The sequence below is a fragment of the Aeromonas sp. 75A genome, assembly GCF_051919425.1.
GTDB classification, from domain to species: domain Bacteria; phylum Pseudomonadota; class Gammaproteobacteria; order Enterobacterales; family Aeromonadaceae; genus Aeromonas; species Aeromonas veronii.
The window spans coordinates 3,554,245-3,580,491 of sequence record NZ_JBQBES010000002.1 but is presented as its reverse complement, the minus strand read 5'-3'; the positions used below and the strand labels follow the sequence as shown (position 1 = coordinate 3,580,491).

The 26,247-nt window shown below is 58.2% G+C and carries 22 protein-coding genes; 8 read left to right on the top strand and 14 right to left on the bottom strand.

Translation table 11 applies throughout. The features are described 5' to 3' along the window. Positions 1-66 precede the first annotated feature (66 nt). Entirely contained in the window at positions 67-1,329 is a 1,263-nt protein-coding gene (locus ACTG2T_RS16780; RefSeq protein ID WP_151287280.1) for a DUF945 family protein, read from the bottom strand. A gap of 107 nt (positions 1,330-1,436) precedes the next feature. Continuing rightward, a complete protein-coding gene (gene cls, locus ACTG2T_RS16775) occupies positions 1,437-2,918 on the bottom strand; it encodes a cardiolipin synthase (protein WP_005361740.1) in 1,482 nt (493 codons plus the stop codon). A 97-nt stretch (positions 2,919-3,015) separates the two neighbouring features. Here cls and ACTG2T_RS16770 point away from each other — a divergent pair, with 97 nt between their 5' ends. Then, positions 3,016-3,558 carry a DUF1439 domain-containing protein gene (locus tag ACTG2T_RS16770; RefSeq protein ID WP_040065150.1) on the top strand — a complete coding sequence of 181 codons (543 nt, stop codon included), beginning with the start codon at positions 3,016-3,018 and terminating at the stop codon, positions 3,556-3,558. Positions 3,559-3,563: 5 nt separating this feature from the next. On the opposite strand, the gene ACTG2T_RS16765 is transcribed toward ACTG2T_RS16770, so the two are convergent. Further along, on the bottom strand, positions 3,564-4,004 hold the full coding sequence (locus tag ACTG2T_RS16765) for a GNAT family N-acetyltransferase (protein ID WP_041980377.1): 441 nt from the start codon (positions 4,002-4,004) through the stop codon (positions 3,564-3,566). Positions 4,005-4,382: 378 nt separating this feature from the next. On the opposite strand from ACTG2T_RS16765, the gene ACTG2T_RS16760 reads away from it, so the two are divergent. Then, positions 4,383-5,081, top strand: a complete 699-nt coding sequence (locus ACTG2T_RS16760) for a lytic transglycosylase domain-containing protein (protein ID WP_439973801.1) — start codon at positions 4,383-4,385, stop codon at positions 5,079-5,081. A 92-nt stretch (positions 5,082-5,173) separates the two neighbouring features. Here the strand turns inward: ACTG2T_RS16760 and aqpZ are convergent, their stop codons facing one another. Beyond that, entirely contained in the window at positions 5,174-5,863 is a 690-nt protein-coding gene (gene aqpZ, locus ACTG2T_RS16755) for an aquaporin Z (RefSeq protein ID WP_005334357.1), read from the bottom strand. 270 nt (positions 5,864-6,133) lie between these two features. Beyond that, positions 6,134-6,346 carry a DUF1653 domain-containing protein gene (locus ACTG2T_RS16750; RefSeq protein ID WP_005334366.1) on the bottom strand — a complete coding sequence of 71 codons (213 nt, stop codon included), beginning with the start codon at positions 6,344-6,346 and terminating at the stop codon, positions 6,134-6,136. A gap of 381 nt (positions 6,347-6,727) precedes the next feature. Here ACTG2T_RS16750 and ACTG2T_RS16745 point away from each other — a divergent pair, with 381 nt between their 5' ends. Then, positions 6,728-7,942 (top strand): pyridoxal phosphate-dependent aminotransferase, encoded by a 1,215-nt coding sequence (locus ACTG2T_RS16745; protein ID WP_005334367.1) that lies wholly within the window; start codon positions 6,728-6,730, stop codon positions 7,940-7,942. A 63-nt stretch (positions 7,943-8,005) separates the two neighbouring features. On the opposite strand, the gene ACTG2T_RS16740 is transcribed toward ACTG2T_RS16745, so the two are convergent. From ACTG2T_RS16740 to ACTG2T_RS16710, 7 genes are all read right to left on the bottom strand, one after another. Then, the gene (locus tag ACTG2T_RS16740) at positions 8,006-9,481 is read right to left on the bottom strand and encodes a YfcC family protein (RefSeq protein ID WP_330124794.1); all 1,476 of its coding nucleotides are present in this window, start codon (positions 9,479-9,481) and stop codon (positions 8,006-8,008) included. A gap of 162 nt (positions 9,482-9,643) precedes the next feature. Then, positions 9,644-10,837 (bottom strand): enoyl-ACP reductase FabV, encoded by a 1,194-nt coding sequence (fabV, locus tag ACTG2T_RS16735; protein WP_005361765.1) that lies wholly within the window; start codon positions 10,835-10,837, stop codon positions 9,644-9,646. Positions 10,838-11,124: 287 nt separating this feature from the next. Continuing rightward, the gene (locus ACTG2T_RS16730; protein WP_330124793.1) at positions 11,125-12,750 is read right to left on the bottom strand and encodes a methyl-accepting chemotaxis protein; all 1,626 of its coding nucleotides are present in this window, start codon (positions 12,748-12,750) and stop codon (positions 11,125-11,127) included. Between the two features lie 323 nt (positions 12,751-13,073). Continuing rightward, positions 13,074-13,661 carry a histidine phosphatase family protein gene (locus tag ACTG2T_RS16725; protein ID WP_330124792.1) on the bottom strand — a complete coding sequence of 196 codons (588 nt, stop codon included), beginning with the start codon at positions 13,659-13,661 and terminating at the stop codon, positions 13,074-13,076. Positions 13,662-13,815: 154 nt separating this feature from the next. Next, on the bottom strand, positions 13,816-14,469 hold the full coding sequence (locus tag ACTG2T_RS16720) for a helix-turn-helix transcriptional regulator (protein WP_005334376.1): 654 nt from the start codon (positions 14,467-14,469) through the stop codon (positions 13,816-13,818). A 64-nt stretch (positions 14,470-14,533) separates the two neighbouring features. Continuing rightward, positions 14,534-15,823 (bottom strand): L-cysteine desulfidase family protein, encoded by a 1,290-nt coding sequence (locus ACTG2T_RS16715; RefSeq protein ID WP_330124791.1) that lies wholly within the window; start codon positions 15,821-15,823, stop codon positions 14,534-14,536. Between the two features lie 22 nt (positions 15,824-15,845). Next, the gene (locus ACTG2T_RS16710) at positions 15,846-16,229 is read right to left on the bottom strand and encodes a Rid family detoxifying hydrolase (RefSeq protein ID WP_005344164.1); all 384 of its coding nucleotides are present in this window, start codon (positions 16,227-16,229) and stop codon (positions 15,846-15,848) included. 251 nt (positions 16,230-16,480) lie between these two features. Between ACTG2T_RS16710 and ACTG2T_RS16705 the strand changes: the two genes are divergently transcribed. The 3 genes from ACTG2T_RS16705 (at position 16,481) to ACTG2T_RS16695 (ending at position 20,542) form a co-directional block, all read left to right on the top strand. After that, positions 16,481-17,776 (top strand): amino acid permease, encoded by a 1,296-nt coding sequence (locus tag ACTG2T_RS16705; RefSeq protein ID WP_110302463.1) that lies wholly within the window; start codon positions 16,481-16,483, stop codon positions 17,774-17,776. A 203-nt stretch (positions 17,777-17,979) separates the two neighbouring features. Beyond that, positions 17,980-19,986, top strand: a complete 2,007-nt coding sequence (locus ACTG2T_RS16700) for a methyl-accepting chemotaxis protein (protein WP_330124790.1) — start codon at positions 17,980-17,982, stop codon at positions 19,984-19,986. A gap of 268 nt (positions 19,987-20,254) precedes the next feature. Beyond that, positions 20,255-20,542 (top strand): hypothetical protein, encoded by a 288-nt coding sequence (locus ACTG2T_RS16695; RefSeq protein WP_330124789.1) that lies wholly within the window; start codon positions 20,255-20,257, stop codon positions 20,540-20,542. 80 nt (positions 20,543-20,622) lie between these two features. Here the strand turns inward: ACTG2T_RS16695 and ACTG2T_RS16690 are convergent, their stop codons facing one another. Then, positions 20,623-20,811: a hypothetical protein gene (locus ACTG2T_RS16690; protein ID WP_005334402.1), complete on the bottom strand. Its 189-nt coding sequence runs from the start codon at positions 20,809-20,811 to the stop codon at positions 20,623-20,625. 235 nt (positions 20,812-21,046) lie between these two features. Here ACTG2T_RS16690 and ACTG2T_RS16685 point away from each other — a divergent pair, with 235 nt between their 5' ends. Both ACTG2T_RS16685 and ACTG2T_RS16680 read left to right on the top strand, forming a co-directional pair. Next, positions 21,047-23,044 carry an alkyl/aryl-sulfatase gene (locus ACTG2T_RS16685; RefSeq protein ID WP_330124788.1) on the top strand — a complete coding sequence of 666 codons (1,998 nt, stop codon included), beginning with the start codon at positions 21,047-21,049 and terminating at the stop codon, positions 23,042-23,044. Further along, positions 23,041-23,565 carry a hypothetical protein gene (locus ACTG2T_RS16680; protein WP_005361774.1) on the top strand — a complete coding sequence of 175 codons (525 nt, stop codon included), beginning with the start codon at positions 23,041-23,043 and terminating at the stop codon, positions 23,563-23,565. Before ACTG2T_RS16685 ends, ACTG2T_RS16680 begins: the two co-directional genes overlap by 4 nt. 84 nt (positions 23,566-23,649) lie before the next feature. Here the strand turns inward: ACTG2T_RS16680 and speA are convergent, their stop codons facing one another. Continuing rightward, positions 23,650-25,551: a biosynthetic arginine decarboxylase gene (speA, locus tag ACTG2T_RS16675; RefSeq protein WP_005344160.1), complete on the bottom strand. Its 1,902-nt coding sequence runs from the start codon at positions 25,549-25,551 to the stop codon at positions 23,650-23,652. Positions 25,552-26,247 lie beyond the last annotated feature (696 nt).

Genomic DNA, 26,247 nt, shown 5'->3' with positions numbered 1-26,247 from the left:
CCCATATGCAAACGCCAGAAACAACAACGGCTCCCGCGGGAGCCGTTGTTGTTTCTGCGCCGAGTGTCAGAGCGGCAGATCGTTTACCGTCACCGCGCCCTTCTCCAGCTTCAGCTCGGAGGTCAGCGCTTGCTTGTCGGCCTTCAGATAACCCATCAGGGTCAGCTGATCGAGCATGGGGGCCAGTTGCGGCACCGCCTTGCCCAGCTTGTCGCTGAGGCTGGCATGCAGCACGCCGGAGAGGGCCTGCATCCCCGCGTCGCTGTTGAACAGCTGCTCCAGCGAGGTAGAGGCCAGCTTCACGTCCCCCTTCATGGTCACCGCCTCACCGTTGAGCTTGGCGCTGAGATCGGCCAGTTCAAGGGTCGCGCCACGTTTGAGCATTTTGTCCAGCGCCTGCTGGATAGCGGCATCTTCAACTCCCTTGCCACCGGCGGCCTGCAGCCCCTGATACCCTTCCAGATCCAGACCGTTGAGGTTGAGCGCCAGCTTGCTGTCGGTCACCGCCAGGGTGTCGGTCTCGTTCTCCAGCTCCAGCTTGGCAATTTTCATCTGATAGCTGCTGGAGAGGGTCTGGGCATCATCACCAGTCAGCTGAGTCTCGGTTGTCATCCCCTGCAGGGCGACCTTGACACTGTCAGGCAGTTGTACCGTGAGGGCCGAGAGGGTCATCTCGCTCTGGGGCGAGAGGAGCACACCGCTGATCTCGGCAATGTCGGCACTCCCTTTCAGATCGGCCAGCACCAAGTCCATCTTGCTCTGCTCTTCATGGACCGTCATCCCCTGCCAGGTCATGGTGAGGTGACCATTCCCCTCCAGATTGCCGTGGAACTCGCCGCTCAGGGGCAGGAAGCTGAACTCGTCCAGCCCCTGTTTGATCTTGAATTCATTGGCCCAGAAACGGCTGCTGTTACCCTGGGTCCAGAGACTGGTGACCGACTCCAGACCGAGTTCCCACTGCTCCATGCCCAGTGCGGTGAAAACCGGCGCTAGCGTGCCATTATGGGTATCGAGCAGGAAGTGGCTCTTGATGTAGAGCGGCAGGATCTGGCTCTTGACCACCAGTTGTAACTCGATGGGCTGACTGCCCTCCAGCTCGCTGTCGATGGCAGCCAGCTCCTCCGGCGTCACCACGACCTTCAGGATCCCGTCACGGGTGAAGAGGTTGCTGCTGCCCGGCTGCCACTGCATGTCGAGCCCGCTCTCTTTCTCCACCTTGGCGATCTGCTCCGCCATGATGTTGTCGAAGCTGTTGCCCGTGTACCAGCACGCAGCCAGACCACCACCTACCAGTGCCGCACCCACGGCGAGGGCCACTATCTTTTTCATATATCCATGTGTCTCCAGGGAGTTGTCACTGCACTCTACGGGGCGGACTCGGGGCTAGGCAAGTCCAATCAGATGGCGAGTCCACTTTCTTGCGGCTCGCCACAACATCACAGCAAGGGGCTGAAGAGATAGAAGATGTTCTCCATCGCCTTCTTGTACCAGGGGCGGGCCTGCCATTGGGCCAGGGTCATCGGGGTGGCTTCCGCCATATAGCCCTGTACCAGCCGGGTCATCTGGGCCACGAACGAGGGGTTATCCACCAGCAGGGTCACCTCGAAATTGAGCCAGAGGCTGCGCCGATCCAGATTGACCGTCCCCACCAGCGCGAAGTCATCATCCACCAGCACGCTCTTGGTATGGAGCAGACCGGCATCGTAGCGGTAGATCTCCACCCCGGCCGCCAGCAGCTCCTCCATAAAGGCGTTGCAGGCGTAATTGGCCATGATGGAGTCATTGCGTGCTGGCAACACCAGCTGCACCTGCACCCCGCGCGCCGCCGCCGAACTGAGTGCGGCCGCCAGCGGATCGTCGGGTACAAAGTAAGGGGTCGTCAGCACCAGATGGCTGCGGGCCTGATAGATGGCCAGCAGCAGGCTCTGCTGGATGCAGTCGCCGCCGACGAAGGGGCCGGACGGGATCAGCTGGGCGCGGTAGTTGGTCTGGGGCCAGGCCTCCGGCTCATGCTGCAGACTGTCGAGCAGCCGCTCGCCGGTCTCCATCTCCCAGTCCCAGACAAAGATCGACCACATCAGCGGCACCATGGGCCCCTGCACCCGGATCATGATGTCGACCCACTGGCCGACCCCTGCATCCTGCTTGAAGAAACGGGGATCCACCATGTTCATGGAGCCGGTGTAACCCACCCTGTCATCGATCACCACCAGCTTGCGGTGCATCCGCAGATCCTGACGCTGGAACAGAATGCGCCAGGCGCCGACCGGCAGCACCTCCACCAGCTTGACCCCCGCCTTGCGCAGCTTTTTGGGCCAGTGGGAGCGGAAGAACTGCTTGCTACCCACCGAATCAAGCAGCAAGCGACAATCCACGCCGCGTTGCGCCACTTCAATCAGCGCCTCGCACACCTCATCGGCATCGCCGCCCGGATGCCAGATATAGAACTCCAGATAGCAGGAGAGCGTCGAGCGACGGATATCCTGGGCAATCTCGCGCAAGATCCAGTCCGGCTTGTTGAGCAAGGTCATGCGGTTGCCAGAGAGCATCGGCATGGCGAGCCGTCCCTGGATGAGATCGTGCAGCGGCTGTGCCTTGGCGCCCACTTCGCAGCAGTGCTGCGGGAACAGACGGGCCAGTTGGCGGATCCAGATGGCATAAGGGCGATACATGGCCTGGGCGCGCTCGGCACGACGGCGCCCCAGCTTTATTTCACCAAACAGCACATAGAAACCCACCCCGGCAAACGGAATGGCATAGATCAGCGCCAGCCAGGCCAGCGACACCCCGATGGGACGGCGTTTCATCACCACCCGAAACGACACCCCGGTGACAATCACGGTATGAAAAAGCAGTAGCAGCCAACCCAGAAAACGGGAAAACAGCAGTTGAAGATCGTGTTCCAGACCGTTAAACAACGGGGACTCCTTCTAATCGACAAACAGCGCGGTGGGCAGACCCCAACCGGCCGGGATGGTATGCTGTAAGGCAAATCCATTCTATCAGGTCGCACGCATGATCCTGCAATCTATGCTGCTCAGCCTGGCCATGCTAGGCCAAGGCTCATATGACATCAATGAGCAACAGATAAACCAGTACCTGCAATCTCAGGTGCAAGTCGACAAACAGCTGGAGCTGCCGGGCATCATCAAGGCCCATGTGCAGCTGGAGCAGAGCGACGTCCAAATCGGTCGCCAACGCCCTGATACCGCCCGGGTCTATGGCAAGGGCAAGCTCAAAATCGCCCTGCCAGACAATACCGAATATGACGCCCGCCTGCAGATGACCTATGAGGCGAGGCCCCGCTATGACAAGAGCCAGAGCGCGCTGTTTCTCGATAACATGAAGCTGGTGGAGTACAAGCTGGAGCCGGAGGCGGCCGAGAAGAAGTTCGGGCTGATGCTCAACATGCTGCTGCAGAGCATGGAGAAGCGGCTCGAGACCAAACCGGTCTACAAACTCAATGACAAGGATCCGGATCAGGCGTGGCTGAAGGAGAATCTGCTGGGGCTGGAGCTGTCACCGGGCAAGATCCACCTGCTTACCAAACCCCGCTAAACCGCTCAATTCAGGAGGGGCTGGGTGGTATCCCGTACCAGCAGCTCCACCTGATACCCCTGCTGCTGTTGCCGCTCGTAGAGGGAGAAAAGCGACCCGCTCAATTGATTGAGGGGCATATCGGCAAACCCGGCCTTGAGATAGAAAGGCTTCTCGAAGGGCAGCGCCTGACAGACCACAGGTTTGTCCAACAGACCGTGACAGGCGTGCTGCAGCAGCCGTGACCCCAATCCCAGCGACTGGTAGTGGGGCAACAGGCGAAAGCCGCACAGATGGTAAAACTCCTCCTCGTCCCGCAACCGAACCGCCCCCACCAGCCAGTGAGCATCACGTACGACAAAGATCCGCTCGGCCAGATCCGGCACATAGTGGGAAAACGTCGTCTCGTAATAGTCCCTGATAAGGGAGAGGTCGGCATCGCAGTACTCTTCGAAAGTGAGTTCCATCGCCAGCTTGCTTGTCACAGACAAATCCTTTGATAATCAGTTATTAGTGCCAGATACGGTGCGCTAATCCGACCACATGACGCCAGCACGATAGCATGCCTTTCGTCAACAAAAAAGCGGACGTCGTGGGCAGCTTGCTTACCCGGTGGAAGAGGCCATGACCCACCGCCCGACTGCCAAAACCGTGCTTTATGATGACAATCCTTTATTGCGGCGGATACTTTGATCCCGGTCACCGAATCGGATCATTTGCCCCCTGTTGGCCGCTTGTTCTGCCCTCGTCATGATGCTTTACTCAACATGGTCATCACAAGAAGGAGTATCAGGGTTGAAAGCATGGATGCTGGCAGGCCATATGTTGTTGATCCCCCTGAGCGGATGGAGCCAGACTCCCCCCCCGCGGAGGTGATCTTCCTGACCGCAGCTCCCTCCCCCTTGCGTCCGAGCAAAGATGCCACTCCCGCCTCACAACCCGACACCGCTCAAACAGCGGCAGTCGCCACCAACGGCAAGAAGCAGATCCAGGTCTATAAATCGGTGCAACAAAACGGGGTGGTTCGCTACTCCGATATGGCACCCGAAGAGGGCCATTACGAGCTGCTGCTGTTCAACGACTGCTTCGCCTGCGACCCCAAATCCAGCGTCAACTGGCAGACCACAGGGCTGTTTCTCTATGACTATGCCAGCACCATCAAGGCGGCCGCCAAAACCTATCAGGTTGAGCCGGCGCTGATCCGGGCGCTGATCCATGCGGAATCCGCTTTCAATCCGCTGGCGGTCTCCCGTAAGGGGGCGATGGGGCTGACCCAGCTGATGCCCGCCACAGCGCGGGAGTTGGGGGTCGGCAATGCCTTGCTGGCGGAGCAGAATATCTTCGGCGGGGTGAAATACCTGGCGGGACTGCTCAAGCAGTATGACGGCAACGTGGCGCTGGCGACCGCGGCCTACAACGCCGGCGCGGGCGCCGTACAAAAACATGGCGGTATCCCGCCCTATGCGGAAACCCGTGCCTATGTGGAGCGCGTCCAGCTCCTCCACCTGCGCTACAAAGAGATGCTGCAGGTCAAAGGGCTCTGAGGTTAGCCTCGGTTAATGCTCTTTTCTCGCCCCTCCAGAAACAAAAAACACGCCCGCAGGCGTGTCGATACCACACTTTGTTTCGCAAATGATTACTTCTGCTCAGTCGCCACCAGGCGATAAGCCAGCGCACCCAGAATGGCACCGACAATCGGGGCAACCCAGAACAGCCACAGCTGGCTGATAGCCCAGTCACCGACAAACAGCGCAACACCGGTACTGCGGGCCGGGTTGACCGAGGTATTGGTCACCGGAATGCTGACGAGGTGGATCAGGGTCAGGCACAGACCGATGGCGATCGGCGCGAAACCGGCAGGCGCACGGCTATCAGTGGCCCCCATGATGACGAACAGGAAGAAACCGGTCATCACCATTTCGCATACGAGTGCGGCAGTCAGACTGTAACCACCCGGAGAGTGCTCACCGTAGCCGTTGGAAGCAAAACCGGCAGAGAGATCAAACCCGGCCTGACCGCTGGCAATCACGTAAAGCACGGCAGCGGCGGCAATGCCACCCAACACTTGCGCCACGATATAAGGCAGTACACCGGATGCCGGAAAACGACCACCCGCCCACAAACCGACGGTCACGGCCGGATTGAGGTGGCAACCGGAGATATGGCCGATGGCAAACGCCATGGTCAGCACGGTCAGACCGAAAGCCAGCGAGACCCCCAGCAGACCAATCCCGACGTGAGGGAAGGCTGCAGCCAGCACGGCACTGCCGCACCCGCCCAATACCAGCCAGAAAGTGCCCATAAACTCAGCAGCAACAGGTTTCACATTATTTCTCCCATTTGAGATAACACCGAACAAGACCCGAGAAGGGCCCATGCTTGAACAAGCGCAGCATTATGGGAGTGTGAGTCCAGATTGCGAACCCGGCAGGCAGGTCTCATTGAATGTGATGTTCGTCACAATTAGTTGATTAGATAAGGGATTTATCATTAAGACAGCTGGCTGCACATCTCATACCCAAGGGCGTCATGCGACAACTTGTGACACCGTTTAGCTCGAGTGCTCATCCCTTGAACGATATAAACGGAGGCGTGGTCAGTCTCCTGCAGGGGCAAAACGGCTGACAACCTGCCCCTGATGCTCAATCCACTCCATAAACATGGCGACGGGACGGGCATAGACCTGACCATCCTGCTCGGATTGATAAATGACCAGCTGCTCCTGGGTTTCGGTATGCAGAGCCAAGGCAAGCACTTGATAGTAACCCCCCTTGAAGTGACGATAGCGGCCTGGAACGGGTGCTTGCATGGGAAAACCTCGCAGAAGTGAACGCCGATGAGCGAACCACATAAAGATGACACCATGAGTGCCATTCAACTCATCGAAAAGGGGGACGAAGACGATTTTTTACACAAGCCAATCGTGCCACAGGATCCGGATATTGCAACACAGTCAGGCAGCTTTGTTAATTCGTTCCCCATGTTTCACTAGTTAACCTTGGTTAGCACCAAAGATCGTGCTGAATTTAACGTTCTAGCAACCCTGTTTTAGGGCTAAAAATCAGGGAATTCTTCTAAAAAGAGGATTGTTCTAGCATTCAATTCTGTGAAGAATAGGGGAAAAGAAATTTGATACTAAAAATCGCCTTTTTCGCCAACGCGTCCCTGTGGGGAAGGAATCACTGTCACCATGTTCACAATCGACAAGTCGCACAAGCTCGACGATGTCTGCTATGACATCCGCGGCCCGGTGCATAAAGAGGCTCGCCGTCTCGAAGACGAAGGCCACCGCATTCTCAAGCTCAACATCGGCAACCCGGCCCCGTTCGGCTTTGATGCGCCGGAAGAGATCATCAAGGATGTGATCCTCAACATGCCGCTGAGCCAAGGCTACTGCGACTCCAAGGGGCTGTTCTCTGCCCGTAAAGCGGTGATGCAGTACTACCAGCAAAAAGGGATGCGCAAGGTCGATATCGACGACATCTACATAGGCAATGGCGCCAGCGAGCTGATCGTGATGGCGATGCAGGCGTTGCTCAACAATGGCGACGAGATGCTGGTACCCTCCCCTGACTATCCGCTCTGGACCGCCGCCGTCACTCTCTCCGGTGGCCATGCGGTGCACTATCGCTGCGACGAAGGGGCTGACTGGTATCCGGATCTCGACGACATCCGCGCCCGCATTACCCCGCGCACCCGCGGCCTGGTGCTGATCAACCCCAACAACCCGACCGGCGCCGTCTACGGCAGCGAGTTCCTGCTGGAGGTGATCGAGATCGCCCGCCAGCACAACCTCATCATCTTCGCCGACGAGATCTACGACAAGATCCTCTACGACGATATCTCCCACACCAGCGTCTGCACCCTGTGTGACGATGTGATGGTGGTGACCTTCAACGGCCTCTCCAAGGCCTACCGCGCCTGCGGCTTCCGTCAGGGCTGGATGGTCATCACCGGCCCCAAAGGCCGTGCCCGCGGTTATATCGAAGGACTGGAGATGCTGGCCTCCATGCGGCTGTGCGCCAACGTGCCGATGCAGCACGCCATCCAGACAGCCCTTGGTGGCTATCAGAGCATCAACGAGCTGATCCTGCCGGGCGGTCGCCTGCGCAAGCAGCGGGACAAGGCGTGGGAGCTCTTGAACGAGATCCCCGGGGTCTCCTGCGTCAAACCCAAGGGGGCGCTCTACATGTTCCCGCGCCTCGACCCCAAGGTGTATGACATCCGCGACGATCAGAAGATGGTGTTCGACCTGCTGCAACAGGAAAAGCTGCTGCTGGTACAGGGCACCGGCTTCAACTGGCCGGCGCCGGATCACTTCCGGCTGGTGTTCCTGCCCCGCGAAGAGGAGCTGGAGGATGCCATCGGTCGCCTCGCCCGCTTCCTCAAGGGCTACAAGCAGTAAGCAAAGCTCATGAAAAAGGCTCCCGCGGGAGCCTTTTTGTTATCTGTGGTTTTATCCGTGCCATCAGCCGTGCAGCAGGGCACCGGCCACCAGCACCGCCATGGTGATGAGAGCCACCCCGATGATGAAGGGCAGCACCCAGCGCACAAAGCGATCGTAGGGGATCTTGGCGAGCGCCAGACCGGCCACCAGATGGGCGGCGGTGGGGGCGAACAGGTTGATCCAGCCGGAGGCGGACTGATAGGCGGTGATCACCAGATCCCGCGAAATACCGGAGAAGTCCGCCAGCGGCCCCATCAGCGGCATGGAGACGGTCGCCAGCCCCGAGGTGGAGGGGATAAAGAAGCTCAGGATGATGTGCACCAAATAGGCCATCAGGATGAAGACCGACGAGGAGAGTCCGGTCACCAGCCCTTCAGCCCAGTGCAAAATGGTGTCGATGATGACGCCCTGCTCCATCACCACATAGATGCCGCGCGCCACCGCCACCACCAGCGCTACCCCGATGAGATCCCGAGCGCCGCTCAGGAAGGTCGCCACATAGTTGGACTCCGGCATCCGGTTTATCAGCGCAATCAGAATGGAGGCGCTGAAGAACAGGGTGGATAGCTCGTCAAACCACCAGCCAAAGGTGGGCAGCAGATCGATGCCCAGATCTGACCAAGGCACCACCGCATAGATCATCAGCAGGAAGGTGCCGAAGAAGACCAGCATGGTGAGTTTCTGCTTGCCGGTGAAGGCGAGGTTGCCGCTCTTCATCTGGGAGAACTCGTCGTCATAGACGATGTCGGCCAGCACGGAGCGGGACTTGTCCTGCTGCACCTGCTTGGCGTAGCGCATCACGAACCAGGAGGCGAAGATCACCAGCAGCAGCCACTGGATGACCCGCAGGCCAATCCCCTCACCGATGGGGATACCGGCAAAACCGGAGGCAATGCCGGTGGCAAACGGGTTGACGGTGGAGGCGAGTACCCCGACCCCGGAGCCAAGCAGGATAATGCCCGCCGCCACCATGCGATCGAAGCCCGCCGCCATCATCACCGGCACAATCAGCGCCCAGAAGGCTACCGTCTCCTCCGCCATGCCGAAGGTGGAGCCGCCGAGGGCAAACAGGGCGATCAACACAGGAATTAGCAGCCGCTCACGCCCGGCAAAGCCGCGCACAATGGCCCCCACCCCGGCATCCAGCGCCCCGCTCTGCATGGTCACCGCAAGAAAACCACCGATGATGAGCACAAACAGCGCCACGTCGGCTGCCTTGTGAAAGCCCTGAATGGGGGCCTTGAGCACCTCGAACACTCCTTGCGGGTGGGCGGGTAACTTGGTGTAGCTGCCGGGCACCGGCAACAGCCGCTCGTCGCCGCTGTAATCAGCCACGGCCGCTGCCGCAACCGGCTGCTGGGTCTTGGCGGTGACATAGTCATATTTGCCCGCTGGCAGCACCCAGGTCAGGGCGGCCATCAGAGCGATGATGATAAAAAGCAGGGTATAAACAGTGGGGAGTTGGCGCTTCTTGGGCGCCTCGTTTGGAGTGGTCATAGCTTCCGTACCTCGGCAATGCCGTCTGTGATCCGATCAGCGCAAGACTAGCGGGTTTGATATGGGGAAAAGGTGATCGCTGATAATAAAATTCCGCAAATTAGCGGAATGTTTGCCAAAAAAACAGGGCCCCGCGGGGCCCTGTTTTCACTTGAGTCAGACTCAGAGCTCGACTACGTCGAATTTCACGTCCGGATTTACATCCGCATCGTAATCGACCTCATCCAGACCGAAACCAAACAGGCGCAGGAACTCCTGCTTGTAGCCGGTGTAATCGGTCAATTCTGAGAGGTTTTCGCTGGTGATGGATGGCCACAGGTCGCGGCAGGTCTGCTGCACATCTTCGCGCAGTTCCCAGTCATCCATGCGGATGCGAGCCTGATCGTCCAGCGCCATGTCGGACGCGTAGAGACGGGTGCGCATCATGCGGTCCACCTGCTCCATGCAACCCTCGTGAATGCCCTTCTCCTTCATGATCTTGAAAGCCATGGAGATATAGAGCGGCATCACCGGAATGGCGGAAGAGGCCTGGGTCACCACGGATTTCAGCACGGCCACATGGGCGGTGCCGCCCTTGGCAGCCAGATCGCCACGGATGGCGGCAGCGGCGCGGTCCAGATCTTCCTTGGCGCGGCCCAGAGTGCCATGCCAGTAGATTGGCCAGGTCAGATCGGTACCGATGTAGGAGTAGGCCACGGACTTGGCGCCGTCAGCCAGCACACCGGCATCACGCAGGGCGGCCATCCACAGCTCCCAATCCTGACCGCCCATCACTGTGATGGTGTTCTGGATCTCTTCCTCGTTCGCCGGCTCGACGGTGGCGGTGATGATCTGATCCTTGTTGGTATCGATGGCGGTGGTGGTGTAGACCTCACCGATCGGTTTGAGGGCAGAGCGCACCACTTCGCCGGTTTCCGGCATCTTGCGCACCGGAGAGGCCAGGGAGTAGACAACCAGATCGATTTGACCCAGATCCTGCTTGATAAGCTCGATCACCTTGGCGCGGCACTCGTTGGAGAAGGCATCGCCGTTGACGCTCTTGGCGTAGAGGCCCGCCTCTTTGGCTGCCTTGTCGAAGGCGGCAGAGTTGTACCAGCCAGCGGTACCGGTCTTGGACTCGGTGCCCGCTTTTTCAAAGAAGACGCCGAGGGTGGCGGCGCCGCTACCGAAGGCAGCCGCAATCCGGGAGGCCAGGCCATAACCGGTGGAAGCGCCGATCACCAGCACCTTTTTGGGACCATTCTCGATGGTGCCCTTGGCCTTGGTATAAGCGATCTGGCGACGAACATTGGCTTCACAACCGACCGGATGAGTCGTGGTGCAGATAAAGCCGCGAACCTTGGGTTTGATGATCATATGGGGTCTCGGATCCGTTTAATGGATGAAATCGGGGCATAAGATACCTCATCTTGCCGCGATAAGGTGCTCTGATGTGTTGAACTGCGGCAAAAATGGCCATTCAGGGTGACAGCTGCCGTCAAAAATGCACAATTTTTCGGAAAGCCTCACTTCATCAGTCCGGTAATGAATCTTCCCATATCTATGGAAACCGATGACATGTTTCAACACAGGTGCAGTACGACCAACATGATACAAAAAGGCCCCGAACTCTCGGGGCCTGGGGGTAATGTCATCGAACTATATCAAGCGGCATGTGATCGCCATTTAAAATGATTAATCTGTGTTCTCATTGACTTGGCCATCTCATCAAGACGCTGACACTTGGCCGATACATGGGCTGCCGAGTCCGAGGTATGTACTGCGATATCGGCAATATTGACCATGCTGCGCGTCATCTCTTCGGTGACTTTGCTTTGCTCTTCGGCTGCAGCGGCGACCTGCACATTGAGATTATTCAGATCATCCACGGCACTCACAATTTCTTCCAAAGAGACGCCGCAGGTCAGCATCAGGGTATTCGTCTTCTCCACTTCAGATAATCCGATATTCATACTATCAACAGCCATAGTTGCATTCTGTTGCAGGCGATTGACGGTATTCTGGATTTCTCCGGTAGAGTTTTGGGTGCGCTGAGCAAGTACCCGGACTTCATCAGCCACAACAGCGAAGCCACGCCCCTGCTCACCAGCTCTGGCGGCTTCAATTGCCGCATTCAGTGCCAGTAAATTGGTTTGTTCGGCAATCGAGCGAATAACCCCCATCACTTGGGTAATGTTATTGCTTTCGATGGCCAGGTTTTGCAGCACAGTGGATGTATTTTGCAATTGACCAGAGAGCAGAGCCATATTCCCAATGGTCTCCTTGACAACCGCTTGCCCCTCTTCTGCCTTGTTTTCAGCCTGACGGGCGGCAATTGCAGCACTATTTGTATTTTGAGCGATTTCGTTAACCGTTGCGCTCATCTCATTCATCGCCGCAGCGCTCTGATCTGTCTCCAGACGCTGCTGGGCCATTTGCTCTGCACTGGTTAGTCCCAGCTCGTTCAGTGCATCGGCGCCTGTCGATAACTGTTCGGCCACGTCATCCATTTCGCCAATCAATCTGCGGAAATGGCTAACCATATCATTCAGCGCCCGTGCGACTTGCCCCAATTCATCTTCCCGAATGACGGGGACGGTGACGGTCAAATCCTGCTCATGCTGCAATTTGTAAAGTGCTCTGCGCAAAGCGGTGAGCGGTTGACTGATCCCGCGAAAAATCCAGATCCCCAGCACGGATAAAGCGAACAGGGCAATCCCGGTAATGGAGAGGAAGGCAAATGAAAAATCAACGGCCAGACTTTCCAGGGTACCAACATGCTCATCTGCAAATCTCAGCTGGAGTTCAACCAGCTTGCCCAGCTCCTCATTAAAAGGATCAACCGTGCTGTATAACTGATGAATTGCCTTATCAAGAGGAGCTTTTAATGAAAGATCACTCTTAATACCATCCAGTATAATGTCGGCTTTGTTCATCAATACCTGGGCAGACTCCGCTATCGCCCGCTCTTCCGCAGACATCTTCTGGGCCATGTAACGCTTCCATTCCGTTGCGGCTTTTAACTGCGCTTCAGTAACGGAACGTTTTGCCTCTTCACGGGTGATTAATCCAACATGCGCTTTATTGATCGCATCAACGACACTGACCGCATACAAGTCTGAAATCAGCTTCAGTTCGGATAACTGCTGCACCTCCTCTTCATTCACCTGATGGGCAGCCTGATTCATCAGGCGCATCCCCCAAAGGGAGAGAGTGCACAGCAAAATCATACAAAACAGCGGTACCACAACCAGCATCAATAATTTGCTACGAACCGAGATCCCTTTCATGGTGTCGTCCTCATACTCAGGCCACTGGTCGTTTAATATGCAATTGATACACCAAGCATCACGCGACCACTCATTTCAATACAATCACCCGCTTACCTCATTAAAAAGCGCGGTCTGTGCACCATAGTGCAATGCAAGTTGCAACCTGTTCGCAAAACCAGACCTTAAACACATCACCGCAGGAGCAGGGCTAATGCCCTTATTGATAATGCGCTTTTTGAGTCTATTCATCATTTCATTGATGTCTAATCTTCGCAAAGCAAAATCCGTAGCGTTTTGCAGCCTGCATCGTCCATGCACTGATGGCGGCAACGTCCACGAAACTAACAGCTGATGCGAGTGATGTGGCCATCCTGCAGCTTATAGAAGGCATCTTGCGGCAACTCCTGTGACCAGGTCGCCTCATAGTCGAGATCGGCATAGACGCCACGCAACATGGCACCGAGCAGACCGTGGGAGATGACGATGGCCCGCTCGGTGATGGCGGGATCCTGCAACCACTGGTGTGCCCGGCGCTGAATGCTCTCGAAGCTCTCGGCCCCCGGTGCCTGCAGATACCAGTCCCCCTTGCCGGTATCGAGCTCGGGATGAGCGAGCAGCAGCACCGGTATCTGGCAACTCTCCCACTCCCCCATGCCGAGCTCCATTAACCGGTCGTCCCAGATGATGCGATCAGCTGACAGCCCCAACTGCTCGCACACCAGCAGTGCAGTCTGACGGGCGCGACCGAGCGGGCTAGCATAGACGGTCCAGCGGGCGGGATCCGCCAGTTCGGCGGCAAGGCGCCGCCCCATGGCGATGGCTTGCGCCTCACCCTTGTCGGTCAGATCGGAGTTGCAACGCCCCTGCAGACGCTGCTCGGCATTGAAGCGGGTCTGGCCATGGCGCAGCAGATAGATGAGTCGAGACATGATTTCTCCAGTACGTTCAGAGAGATAGAAAAATAGAGGGGGAAGATGATAGCAGATGAGCCCGAAGGATGGCCCAAACAGAGAGGCTAAAGCGGGCGTAAAAAACGGGTCAAGGCTGACCCGTTTGCTGCCAATTTGGCCAGAGTGTATCGGCTCAGCCCTTCTTGATCTCCCGCAGATAACGGTAGATGGAGTGGACCGAGATGCCGAGCTGGCGCGCCGCAATCTGGGCACTGTCTTTTAACTCGAAGATCCCCATATCGTGCAGCTGGTTGACGATGACCCGTGTCTTCTGGGACGGGGGCACAGCCTCGTTGCCGCGCACCTCGGCACTGACGGTGTCGATAGTGCTGTTGAGCGCTTCGTCGATGTTGCGGGCGAACACCTCCGGGGTGGCATGACTCTCGTGGGGATGCATGCACTCCGGCATCATGGTGCGCAGCACGGATTGCAGCGGGGCATCCATGTCGCTGTTGATACAGAGCAACCCGATGGCCCTGTGCTCCCCGTTGCGGATCACGGTCGTGATGGAGCGCAGGGTCTTGCCGGTGGCGCACTTGGTCATGTAGGGGCTGGAGATATCCTGCCCGCTCTTGAGCTTCATCATCGCCAGGTTGGTGATGGGGGCGCCGACACTGCGGCCGGTGATATGACCGTTGGCAATCTTGACGATCGAGGGATTGCGCGCATCCAGACTGTGGAGCAGCACTTCGGTGTGCTGACCATACATGGCGGCGATGCCATCCACTATGTTCTCCATCGACTTGAGGATCTCAAAATCGCTCGGACTCAACTCTTGCAGCTTCACAATGGGACCTTCTTGCAAGGGTTGCTGCCGGACAATGGACGCCGGGCAGCAACCGACAGGGACATCAGGCGGACATGATATCAATAATGGTGCTGTCTGTGGCAGACATGCCCTCCTTCACCATCTGGCCGACGTTGCGGATAGTCTGATCCACGTCGCCGGCGACGATCCCCTGCCCCGACACCGAGTGGCTGTTGAGGGCCATCAGGAAGCCGCGCACCGCCGCGCCGGAGGAGGTACTCACCTTCATGGCACAGGAGGCCTTCGCCCCGTCACATACCATACCGGCACTGTCGCTCAGCACGTTCTGGATGGCGAAGCAGGATTGCTCGAAGCTGCCGCCCGCCAAATAAACCATGGCCATGGAGGCGGCCGCGCTGGTCACGGTATTGCCACAGAAGGCCGACAGCGGCGGATAGTGGGACTTGATATAGATGGCGCCCAGATGGCTCATGATGAGGGCGCGAGCCAGCTGCTCTTCGCTGGCCGCAAAGCGCTCGGCAATCACCATCACCGGAATGGTGGCGGCAATGCCCTGGTTGCCGCTGCCGAAGTTGCTCATGGCAGGCAGGGTCGCCCCCCCCATGCGGGCATCGGAGGCAGCCGCCGTCATCATCACGATGCGGTTCATCACATCCTCGCCGATAAGACCTGCATCGATGTTCTGCTGCATGGTGCGGCCAATCTCCAGGCCATAGGGGTTATTCATCCCCTCGGCAGAGAGCTTGCCGTTAAGCTCGGAGGCTTTGAGGATGAACCTGATCTGCTCGAACTCCACCTGGGTGGCGAACTCGTAGATGGCGGCGATGCTGATATCGACGCCATCGCAGATGGAACCGGTGGCGCCGCCCTGGCTCTGATCGGCGGTGAAGGTCACCTCGCCATCGCGGCGCTGCTCGACGATGCGGGTATGACCGCCGCAGAGGGTCACTTCGGTGCTGTGCTCTTCACCCTTGTCATCAGTGCCATAAACGGTCACGCGGCAGAAGATAAACTCGGGGGCGGCGGTGCGGCTCACCTGCACCTTGCCGGCATCGATCAGCTGCTGGGCACGCTCCACCTGTTCTGGCTGGATCGCGGCCAGCACCTCCAGCCCGGCATCAGCGTTGCCGCCGATGGCACCGGCCGCGGCCGCAATGGCCAGACCGATCTTGCCGGTGCCCGGCACATAAACACCCATCGAGTTTTTATAGAGGTTGTCCGACACCGCAACCTCGAGGCGACCGGGCTCACAGCTCAATTGCCGGGCGGCGACAGCCGCGGCATAGGCGGCGGCAATTGGCTCGGTACAACCCAGCGCTGGTTTGACAACCTGTTGAATAATCTGCAGATACTGCTGCCACGCTTGTTTCATCACTTGAACCTTTTTATCAGCATTAACGAGCGATATGGGCGATCGCTTCCACTTCAACCTTGACGCCCATCGGCAGATCCTTCACTGCGAAGCAGCTGCGCGCCGGACAATCTTTCTGGAAATAGGCTTTATAGACCTCGTTGAACGCGGCAAAATCGCTGATCTCGGCGAGGTAGCAGGTGGTTTTGAGCACGGTATCCAGCGAGCCGCCAGCGGCTTCCAGCACGGATTTCAGGTTTTCCAGTGACTGGCGGGTCTGGGCGGCAATCCCCCCTTCCACCACACCACCCTGCTGCTTGCAAACCGGCAACTGACCGGAGGTAAAGATAAGGTCGCCATAGGCTGTGCCGTGGCTGTAGGGACCGATAGCGTCAGGTGCCGCTGCTGCTGTGATGATGCGTTTCATATAGCCACTCCTGTTTGTGCAATTTTTTTTGCAATTATGAATCTCATTCCGCTCAACATTATTTGCTTTTTATTTTATCCATTCAACAAAAAGATACAGAAATGGCGTTTAAAGGCACCTTTCGGCCTCAATATAAACCGTGATCACCATCCTGATTTGAACAAAAGTACTCTTATGGGCATTGTTTATGACAGTTTTATTCAACTATATTTGCGCCGCTTTCCCACATCCCTACAAAAAAGAAGGTTTTAATGGACGCGCATAGCACTACACTCGCCAGCCCCGTGATGGGCACGCTGGAATGGAAAGAAGCGGTTCGCTTCGACAGCACCGACTGGGGCTGGATCATCATGAGCATCGGCATGGCCATCGGCGCAGGGATCGTCTTCCTGCCGGTACAGGTGGGTCTGATGGGCTTGTGGGTCTTTCTGCTCTCAGCGGTGATCGGCTACCCCGCCATGTACATGTTCCAGCGCCTCTTTATCAACACCCTGGCCACCTCGCCGGAGTGCAAGGATTATCCCAGCGTCATCACCGGCTACCTTGGCAAGAACTGGGGTGTGCTGCTCGGCGCGCTCTACTTCGTGATGCTGGTGATCTGGGTCTTCGTCTACTCCACCGCCATCACCAATGACAGCGCCTCCTTCCTGCAGAGCTTCGGCGTCACCGACGGCCTGCTCTCCGAAAACCCGCTCTACGGTCTGGTGCTGATCTGTGGCTTGGTGGCACTGGCATCGCGCGGCGAAAACCTGCTGTTCAAGATCTCCACCTTTATGGTGCTGACCAAGATCAGCGTGGTGGCCGTGCTCGGCCTGATGATGGTGGACAAGTGGGATGCGGCCAACATCACCGCCATGCCCGCTGCCGGTGACTGGATGAAGGATGCCATCATCATGCTGCCCTTTACCCTCACCTCCATCCTCTTTATCCAGAGCCTGAGCCCCATGGTGATCTCCTACCGCTCGCGGGAAAAGTCGCTGGAAGTAGCCCGCTTCAAGGCGATGCGCGCCATGAATATCGCCTTCGGCATCCTGTTCGTGGTGGTGTTCTTCTACGCGATCTCCTTCACTCTGGCCATGGGCCACGATCAGGCGGTCAAAGCCTCTGAAGAGAACATCTCCGCACTGGCGATGGTAGCCCAGGGGATGCCCGGCCAGACCCTCAAGCTGCTCAGCCTCACCCTCAACATCTTCGCGGTGATGACCGCCTACTTCGGCGTTTACCTCGGTTTCCGTGAAGCCTGTCAGGGTCTGGCGATGAACCTGTTGCGCCGGGTGCTGCCGGAAAACCGCATCAACAAAGGATTGGTAGGCAAAGGGATCATGGTGTTTACCGTCATGCTCTCCTGGGGTGCCATCGTGCTCAACGCACCGGTACTGAGCTTCACCTCCATCTGCAGCCCCATCTTCGGTATGGTGGGTTGCCTCATCCCGGCCTATCTGGTCTATCAGGTACCGGCGCTACACAAGTACAAGGGCACCTCCCTCTACATCATCATCGTCACCGGCCTGCTGCTCTGCGTCTCGCCCTTCCTGGCGTTCAACTGACGGTTGCAGGCGGATATCCCCTTATCGACCGCGGGTCACCTTCGGGTGGCCCGTTTTCTATTGGCTCGGCTGACCGCGCCCCCGCCCGGAAGTAAAAAGCCAAGGGGATCACAACTTGCAACCGGCCATCACCCAAGGGAGGCCGCTCGGAGTACTATTCAGGCAACACGAATCACGCCCGCACTCAGGTATCGAGGCTTAACATGAAATGGATTTTCAACCCCGCCATCCGGCTGGGCAATCAGCTCTCCTTCAAATACAAATTCCTGCTCTGGTCCTGCCTGATGCTGCTGCCACTGGCCTACAGCATGACCAATCTGCTGGGGCGGCTGCAGGATGACAACGTCCAGGCCAACCGCGAGCTGGCGGGAGTGGTCAATCTCGCCCCCGTGCCCGCTATCGAGCAAGCCCTGCTCACCCATCGCAATCTGGTGACCCGTCACGCCCATGAGGTGGATCCGGTCGGTGATGATCAGGTCAAGGCAGCCGCACAAGCCGTTGATCAGAGCCTGCAAGCCTTTGCCGACACCCGCCAGAACACCCCCTCCTTTGAGGTAATCCAGCAGGGCTGGGCCGCTTTGCAGAATGAAGCGGGCAAGCTGGAAGTGGAGCAGAGCAACTTGCGCCACGACAAGCTGCTGACCGAGGTGCGCCACCTCTACAAGCACATTACTGCCAGTAGCAGCCTGATCCAGGATCCGGCGCTCGGTACCTACTACATGGTGATCCTCGCCAGCGAGCGGTTGCCGCAGCTGCGCGACCTGCTGGCTCAAGTGCGAGATCGCGCCGCCACCATCGCCGACTTCGGCCTGTTTCAGGCAGAGGGCTACAGCGGCCTGCGTTTTCGCCTCGACCTTATCAGCGCCACCCTGCAGGAGCTGGAGGCCGATCTGACCCTGCTCTACCAGATGGAACCGGCCTACCGCGCCGAGCTGGGTCAGCAGACCGATGCTCTGATACAGCTGGTGCGTCAGGGGGTCGAGACCATGGAAAACAAGATGATGAAGGATCAGCTGGTGCAGCTCTCCACCAAGGAGGTGCAGGCACTGGGGGATAAGATGGACGAGGCCATCACTGCACTGGCAGGCCAGGTACGCCAGCGGCTGGAGGCCGACTTACATCAGCGGCTGACCGCCAACCAACGCCACTTCTGGTGGATCACCGCGCCGCTGACCGCCAGCTTGCTGCTCTACCTCTACCTGATGATCGGTGCCTATCTCTCCCTGCGCGGCACCGTAGGGCGGGTGCGTGATATCGCCGCCCGGGTCAACGCCCAGGATCTCAGCCAGCACATCGAGATCGTCGGTCAGGACGAGCTGGCCGCCATCAGCCGGGATTACAACGTGACCCTGGAGACCCTGCGCACCCTGATGCTGCGGGTGCGTGAAAATGGCGTCACAGTAGTGAAGAGCGCCACCGAGATCGAAGCGCGCACCTGCCGCTCGCAGGAGGTCATTGCCGATCAGCAAGGGGAGACCCATCAGGTGGCCACCGCCATCAAGGAGCTGGCCGCCACCTCACAAGACATGGCGGGCAACGCCCTGCAAGCTGCCCGCATGACCCAGGAGGCGCAGAACGTGGTCGGTCAGGGCGAGAATGTGGTGGAACGAACCATCAAGGCCATCGACCATATCAACCGCGAGGTGCTGCGTACCGCCGACACCATAGGCCAACTGGAACAGCAGTGCAGCCAGATTGGCGGCGTCATCAGCGTGATCCGCGGCATCGCCGAACAGACCAACCTGCTGGCCCTCAACGCTGCCATCGAAGCTGCCCGGGCCGGTGAGCAGGGTCGCGGCTTTGCGGTGGTGGCCGACGAGGTGCGGTCTCTTGCCAACCGCACCCAGGGGGCCACCGTCGAGATCCAGCAGATGATTGAACAGCTGCAATCCGGTGCCCGCGCCTCGGTCACCGCCATGTCGGCGGCCAGCCATGAAGCGCAGGAGGGGGTCGGGCTGGCGCAGGAGGCAAAACAGGCTTTCGGCGCCATCACCGAGAAGGTGGATCGAATGGTCGATACCAACGCCATCATCGCCAGCGCCATCGAGCAGCAGGGAGCCGTGGTCAACGAGATCGAACGCAACGTGGTGCGCATCTCCGATGGCAGTGACGAGGCGCTGCAAGTGGCCAACGCCGCCCGCGATGCCGCCCGCCAGATCCACCAGCTCACCGAACAGCTGCGCGCCATGGTACAGAGCTTCGTGCTGTAACAGAGCGCTGACAAGCCGGGCTCAACGTGAGCCCGGCATTATCCCGGTCTCGCCCCTGCCCACAACATCTCGGTTGCTCGGATCATCCAGAAAATCTCTGCGACCCACTTGCCGGGCAAACGCCAACAAAGTAGTCTCGAACGAAAACAAAATGCGGCATTCCCGACATGCACGGTCTGCGACGTCGAGGGAAACGAAGCCGCCTGCGAGCCACAGATTAAAACCAGCGTCACGTCATCTATCACCCGCTTCAAGCGAGGATTTACCCATGGCCAGATACCAGTTTTTTACCATTCCGGTGTCCAATCGGCAGCAATACACCTTTATCGACATGGCGTCTCCGACTTTTCTGAGTGAAAAGGCGGCACTGCTGACCCAAGGATTCGAGGTGGAGGAGGACTTTATTGACGCAGCCAGCCCGCGAGAGGCCGTCGAGAAGTACCAGTCCAATTTTCTTTATGTGGCGGATGAGATTGGCAAGTCCGATAGCAGCTACGCCGCGGCCGTCGCCATGCTGGAGATTGGCAAGGGGTTATTGGGCAATAAAAACCGCTGAGATAAGGTACAGCGGTGAAGAGTGGTGGCCATCGTGGCAACGCGCCCGATGGCCATATGGCAAGACATCAATTCGGTAAGTCAGAAGCGCCCCAGCTGCTGGAGCATCTCGATCAGCTCCTCTTCGCTGCTCGGCTCATAGGCTAGCTGAAGGCTCGGCGCGGCGCCTCCCATCAGCATATAGACGTTGGTGCTGCAGTGGTCGTAGTGATACCACTTACCGTCGATACAAACGTCGGTATAGCATCTCGGGTCCCTTTTCAGTTCCATATGCACATCCTTTTGTTACATCCCATCAACATCACTCCTGACCGTAAGACAACCCGTTGCGACCTATCTTGATACAGATCAAGATGTGCAACGGCAGTGCTCCTGCAGGCGCAATTCCTGCTGTTTTCCTCCCGGATGGCGTTGTGTAGCGCAAGTCCCCCTTTCTTCTCTTCCCTGACTTGAGCCTGACTACACTTAGCCCTGTCGACCCACACCACCATCTGGAGCCATACCGATGAAACCGAGGCTTTCCACCCCCACGATTTTCTCGCTCTTGCTCTGTGGCGCACTGCTTGTGCAGCCTGCTCTTGTGCAGTCGGCCAAGGCCGCCATCGACCCCAAGCCTGCCAGCGAATTTACCATCAAGGCAAACCAGCAGGTGCTCAATACCCTGCCCTTCAATGACAAGCAGGATTTCGAGGATGCCCAGCGTGGCTTTATCGCCAAACCGGAGACCCTGACCATCAAGGATGACAAGGGCAACGTGGTGTGGAATCTGGAGCAGTACAAGACCTACATCGGCCTCGATAAGGCCGCGCCGGAGACCGTCAACCCCAGCCTGTGGCGCAATGCCCAGCTCAACATGCAGTACGGCTTGTTCAAGGTCACCGACAAGATTTACCAAATTCGCGGCTTTGATCTCTCCAACATCACCTTTATCGAAGGCAACAAGGGCTGGGTGGTGTTCGATCCGCTGATCTCCCCGCAAACCGCCAAGGCGGCGCTGGCCTTCATCAACAAGACCCAAGGGGAGCGCCCGGTCACTGCGGTGGTCTACAGCCACTCCCACGTGGATCACTACGGCGGTGCCGCCGGTCTGTTCAACTCGCTGGACGAGGTGAAAAAGAACGGCGTCGAGATCATCGCGCCGGAAGGATTTACCGAACACGCGGTGTCGGAGAACGTCATCGCCGGCAATGCCATGGCCCGCCGCGCCGTCTACATGTACGGCGCCCTGCTGCCGCGTAACCCGCAGGGGGGCGTCAATGGCGGTCTGGGGCAAACCACCTCCACCGGCGTGCCCTCGCTGCTGCTGCCAACCCGCTTTATCACCAAAACCGGTGAGACGCTGACGGTCGATGGCGTCAAGATGGTCTTCCAGATGACCCCGGGCACCGAAGCCCCGGCCGAGATGAACACCTGGTTCCCGGACAGCAAAGCATTATGGATGGCCGAAAATACCACCAACACCATGCACAATATCCTCACCCTGCGCGGCGCCCAGGTGCGTGATGCGCTGAAGTGGGCCAGCTTTCTCAACGAGACCATCGAAACCTGGGGTGATCAGGCCGAGGTCAAGTTCCAGAGCCACCACTGGCCACGCTGGGGCAATACCAATATCGTCGACTACTTCAAGAAGCAGCGTGACCTCTACAAATACATCCACGACCAGTCGGTGCGCCTGATGAACATGGGCTACACCGGCGAGGAGATCTCCGAGCAAATCACCCTCCCCCCCGAGCTCAACGACTTCTGGCCGAACCGCGGTTATTACGGCACCCTGCGCCACAACAGCCGCGCCATCTATCAGCGCTATATGGGCTGGTACTCCGGCAACCCCTCCGATCTCGACAACCTGCCCCCAGAAATGGTCGGCCCCAAATATATCGAGTTCATGGGGGGCGAGCAGGAGGTACTGAAAAAAGCCAAGGCCTCGTTCGACAAGGGGGAATATCGCTGGGTAGCAGAAGTGCTCAAACATCTGGTGTTTGCCAACCCGAACAACACAGAGGGCAAGCTGCTGCTGGCAGATGCACTGGAGCAGCTGGGCTATCAGGCTGAATCCGGCCCGTGGCGCTCCGTCTATCTGCAAGGCGCCTATGAGCTGCGCAATGGCGTTCCTAATGTTGGCGGAACAGTCACCGCCTCACCGGACACCATCCGGGCCATGAGCCCCAGCATGCTGTTTGACTATCTCTCGGTGCGCATTAATCCCGAGAAAGCGGCGGGCAAGAAGATGGTCATCAACATGGCGTTCACCGACATCGAGGAGAAACATACCCTGAGTCTGGAGAACTCGGTGCTCAACCACACAACCCGCTATGCCGCCAAGCCTGATGTGACCATTACCCTGAGCAAGAAGACGCTGGATGATATCCAGCTCGGTCAGGGCACCATGGAGCAGAAGATCGCCAACGGCGAGATCAAGATCGAGGGTGATCAGCAGACGTTCAGTGACTTCATCAGCCTGCTCGACAAGTTCAACTTCTGGTTCAACATAGTGACGCCATGATGCAACGCACCTTGCGCGCATGCATGGTCCTGCTCTGCCTCATCCCTGGGATAGGGCAGAGCTGTGGTTATGATGCCCTTTATCCCAATCCGTTCGAACAGAGCTGGCCCGGCACGGTCAATATTGCCATGGCGACGGCGACTGCGGTGAGCCGTGAGCAGTTGCCCCCCTTGGCAGCCCTGACAGGCGAAGCCGGCTTCTCCCGTAGCCAGGCATGGCTACAAACCCTCAAAAGTCGACTCCAGCAGGCAGGGGTAGGTGGCGGGATCTCCATCCTGCTTATCGACTCAGGACTCTGGTCCAGAGTACGAGGCAAGGAGTCCCTACTGCTCCAGTTGCACACCAGCGGCCCAAACCCCAAAGACCGGGTGATGCTGCTGAGTGAAGCCGCCATCAACGCCATGTTGAATGGGTCGCTCACCATCGAGCAGGGGCTGCAATTGGGTATTGTGGAGCTGCAAAGAGACGACAATCAGCAGTTGCAGCGGGATCTGCACAAGGCGCTGAGCTCGCAGACCTGACCACCACAGGAGAAACAGATAGGACAAAGGGAGGCAAATGCCTCCCTTTTTTATGCCTTCACCGCGAACGTCAAGCGCGGGCGCTTATTCGTCTTCCAGATAGGCGTAGCCTTGCAGGCCCAGCTCCAGCTCGTCGAGCAGGGCTTTGCGAGTGGCATCGTCCAGCGCCGGGTGGGCAGCGATCCGCTGGTAGTTCTCGCGGATCACGGACGGGTCGATGTTGACGTAACGCAGCAGCTGGTCGACGGTGTCGCCACGCACCACGTTGCGAATGTCCATCTTGCCCTCTTCGTCCAACCACACTTCCGCGCAGTGGGTGTCACCGAACAGATTGTGCAGATCGCCGAGGATCTCCTGATAGGCACCCACCAGGAAGAAGCCGACGTGGCACTCTTCGTTCTCGCCGTAGACCGGCATTGGCAGGGTGCTCTCGACCCCCAGACCGTCGACATAGTGCTCGACCTGACCGTCGGAGTCACAGGTGATATCCATCAGGATACCGCGACGGCTAAGCGGACGATCGAGACCAGCCAGCGGCATCACCGGGAATACCTGACCGATACCCCAGGCATCCGGCAGAGACTGGAACAGGGAGAAGTTGGCAAAGCACTTGTCCGCCAGCTTTTCACTCAGTTCGTCAGCCAGCGCACGGTGGTTGCGGTTGACCGGGTTGAGCATCTCTTTGAGCGCCAGACAGGTGTTCTGGTGCAGCATCTCGGCCCAGGCACGCTGTTCAAGGTTCAAGAGGCCCATGGTGTACTGGGTATTCACGTCACCCAGATCTGCCACCGAGTCATGGAAGATCTCCAGCAGGGAGGGATCTTCGCTGCGCAGATCCAGCCAGCCTTTCCACATGTTCTGCAGAATGGTCGGCGCATCTTCGTCCGGCGCGCTGATGTCGTTCATCTCCACCCCTTCGGCACCAATGATATTGGTGACCAGCACGGCGTGGTGGGCGGTCAGGGCACGGCCAGACTCGCTGATGATGGTCGGGTGCGGCAGATCGAACTCGCGACAGACATCGCCGATGCCCCATACCACGTTGTTGGCGTACTCGGAGAGGCTGTAGTTGGCGGAGCAGTGGCTCTGGGAACGGGTTCCCTCGTAGTCCACACCCAGGCCGCCACCGACGTCCACGACTTCGATGTTGGCACCGAGGCGACGCAGTTCAGCGTAGAAACGGCCGCACTCGCGGATGCCACCCTGAATGTCGCGGATATTGGCGATCTGGGAACCCAGATGGAAGTGCAGCAGTTGCAGGCAATCCAGCTTGCCCAGCCCGCGCAGACGCTCGATCAGCGCCAGGATCTGGGAGGCGGAGAGACCAAATTTGGACATGGAGCCACCGCTCGATTCCCACATGCCGGAGCCGGTGGAAGCGAGCTTGGCACGCACCCCGATGTTGGGCTTGATGTTGAGACGAGCTGACTCGTCCAGCACCATTTCCAGTTCGGAGGGCTTCTCCACCACGATGTAGACCTTGTGGCCCATCAGGTTGCCCAAGAGGGCGTGGCGGATATATTCGCGGTCTTTGTAACCGTTGCAGACGATCACCGAGCCTTGCTCATGGTGATGGGACAGCACGGCCAGCAGTTCCGGTTTGGAACCAGCTTCCAGGCCAAGCCGGGGCTTGTCGCTGTAGGACTGGCTGATGGTCTCGATGACACGACGCTGCTGGTTTACCTTGATCGGGTAAACGCAGAGGTAGTCCCCTTCATAGCCTGACTTCTCGATGGCCTGACCAAAGGCGTTGAACAGCGCATCGACCCGACTCTTGAGAATGTCGGGGAAGCGCAGCAACACGGGGGTGGTCAGCCCGGACTGACGCAACTGTTCGATGGCGTCAGAGAGCACAATATGCGCGTCAGGGCGTGATTTGTCGGGGGCGACGGTCACATGACCGGCGTCATTGATATTGAAAAAACCCGCACCCCAGTAGGGAACGTTGTAGACCTTCAAGGAGTCCTTGCTGGACCAGTTAGTCATGGGCTATGCCTCGCAAATGAGCGACCCAAAGTCGCCTTCGTTACCCTCAATCACATCCAGACCATCTAGTGCAGAGTACGGCGAGCGCTGCCATCACGAGACGCAGCCACCCAAACCAACCTTTTGCACATCGCGGCAAGCCAGAGGCTGCCTGGTGGATCTTGGGGAAGTAACGAGTCTTGATGTGGGGCTGGTGGCTTTACATCAAGCTCAACGGTATGCGGTGCCACTATGCCGTAGCGCCGCGGTACTTTGATGACAGACGACATCAGCCACGCCGTCAGTTCATCATTCGGCAGCGATCCCGACAGAAGGAGAGGGTTCCAAGGAAGAGAAGCGAAGGCGCCAGCACGCATGCGTGTTGATAGACGACAACAACCACAGCCCACCTCACCGTCAGTGACCGCCCATGACAAGGGAAGATGATGAGCCGGTGGCCCACTCGGTCAAATGAAGGATGAGAGTCTGTTGTTCTCCCTGATACCGGAGCCTAACCGGTATTAAAGAAACCATTCCCCAGCAGTGTCTGTCGTTTCTGCGTGCCTCGCCCTATAGGCGTATGATCGGTCGGGTTTCTGGCGGCTCTGCCTGCTTCAGGGTTACCCTTGGATCGGCGCGGAGTGTACACACTTACCGCGGGCAGTGACAATAAAAAATAGTGTTCAAAATCCCCTTTTAATAAGTCGATCAAATCTT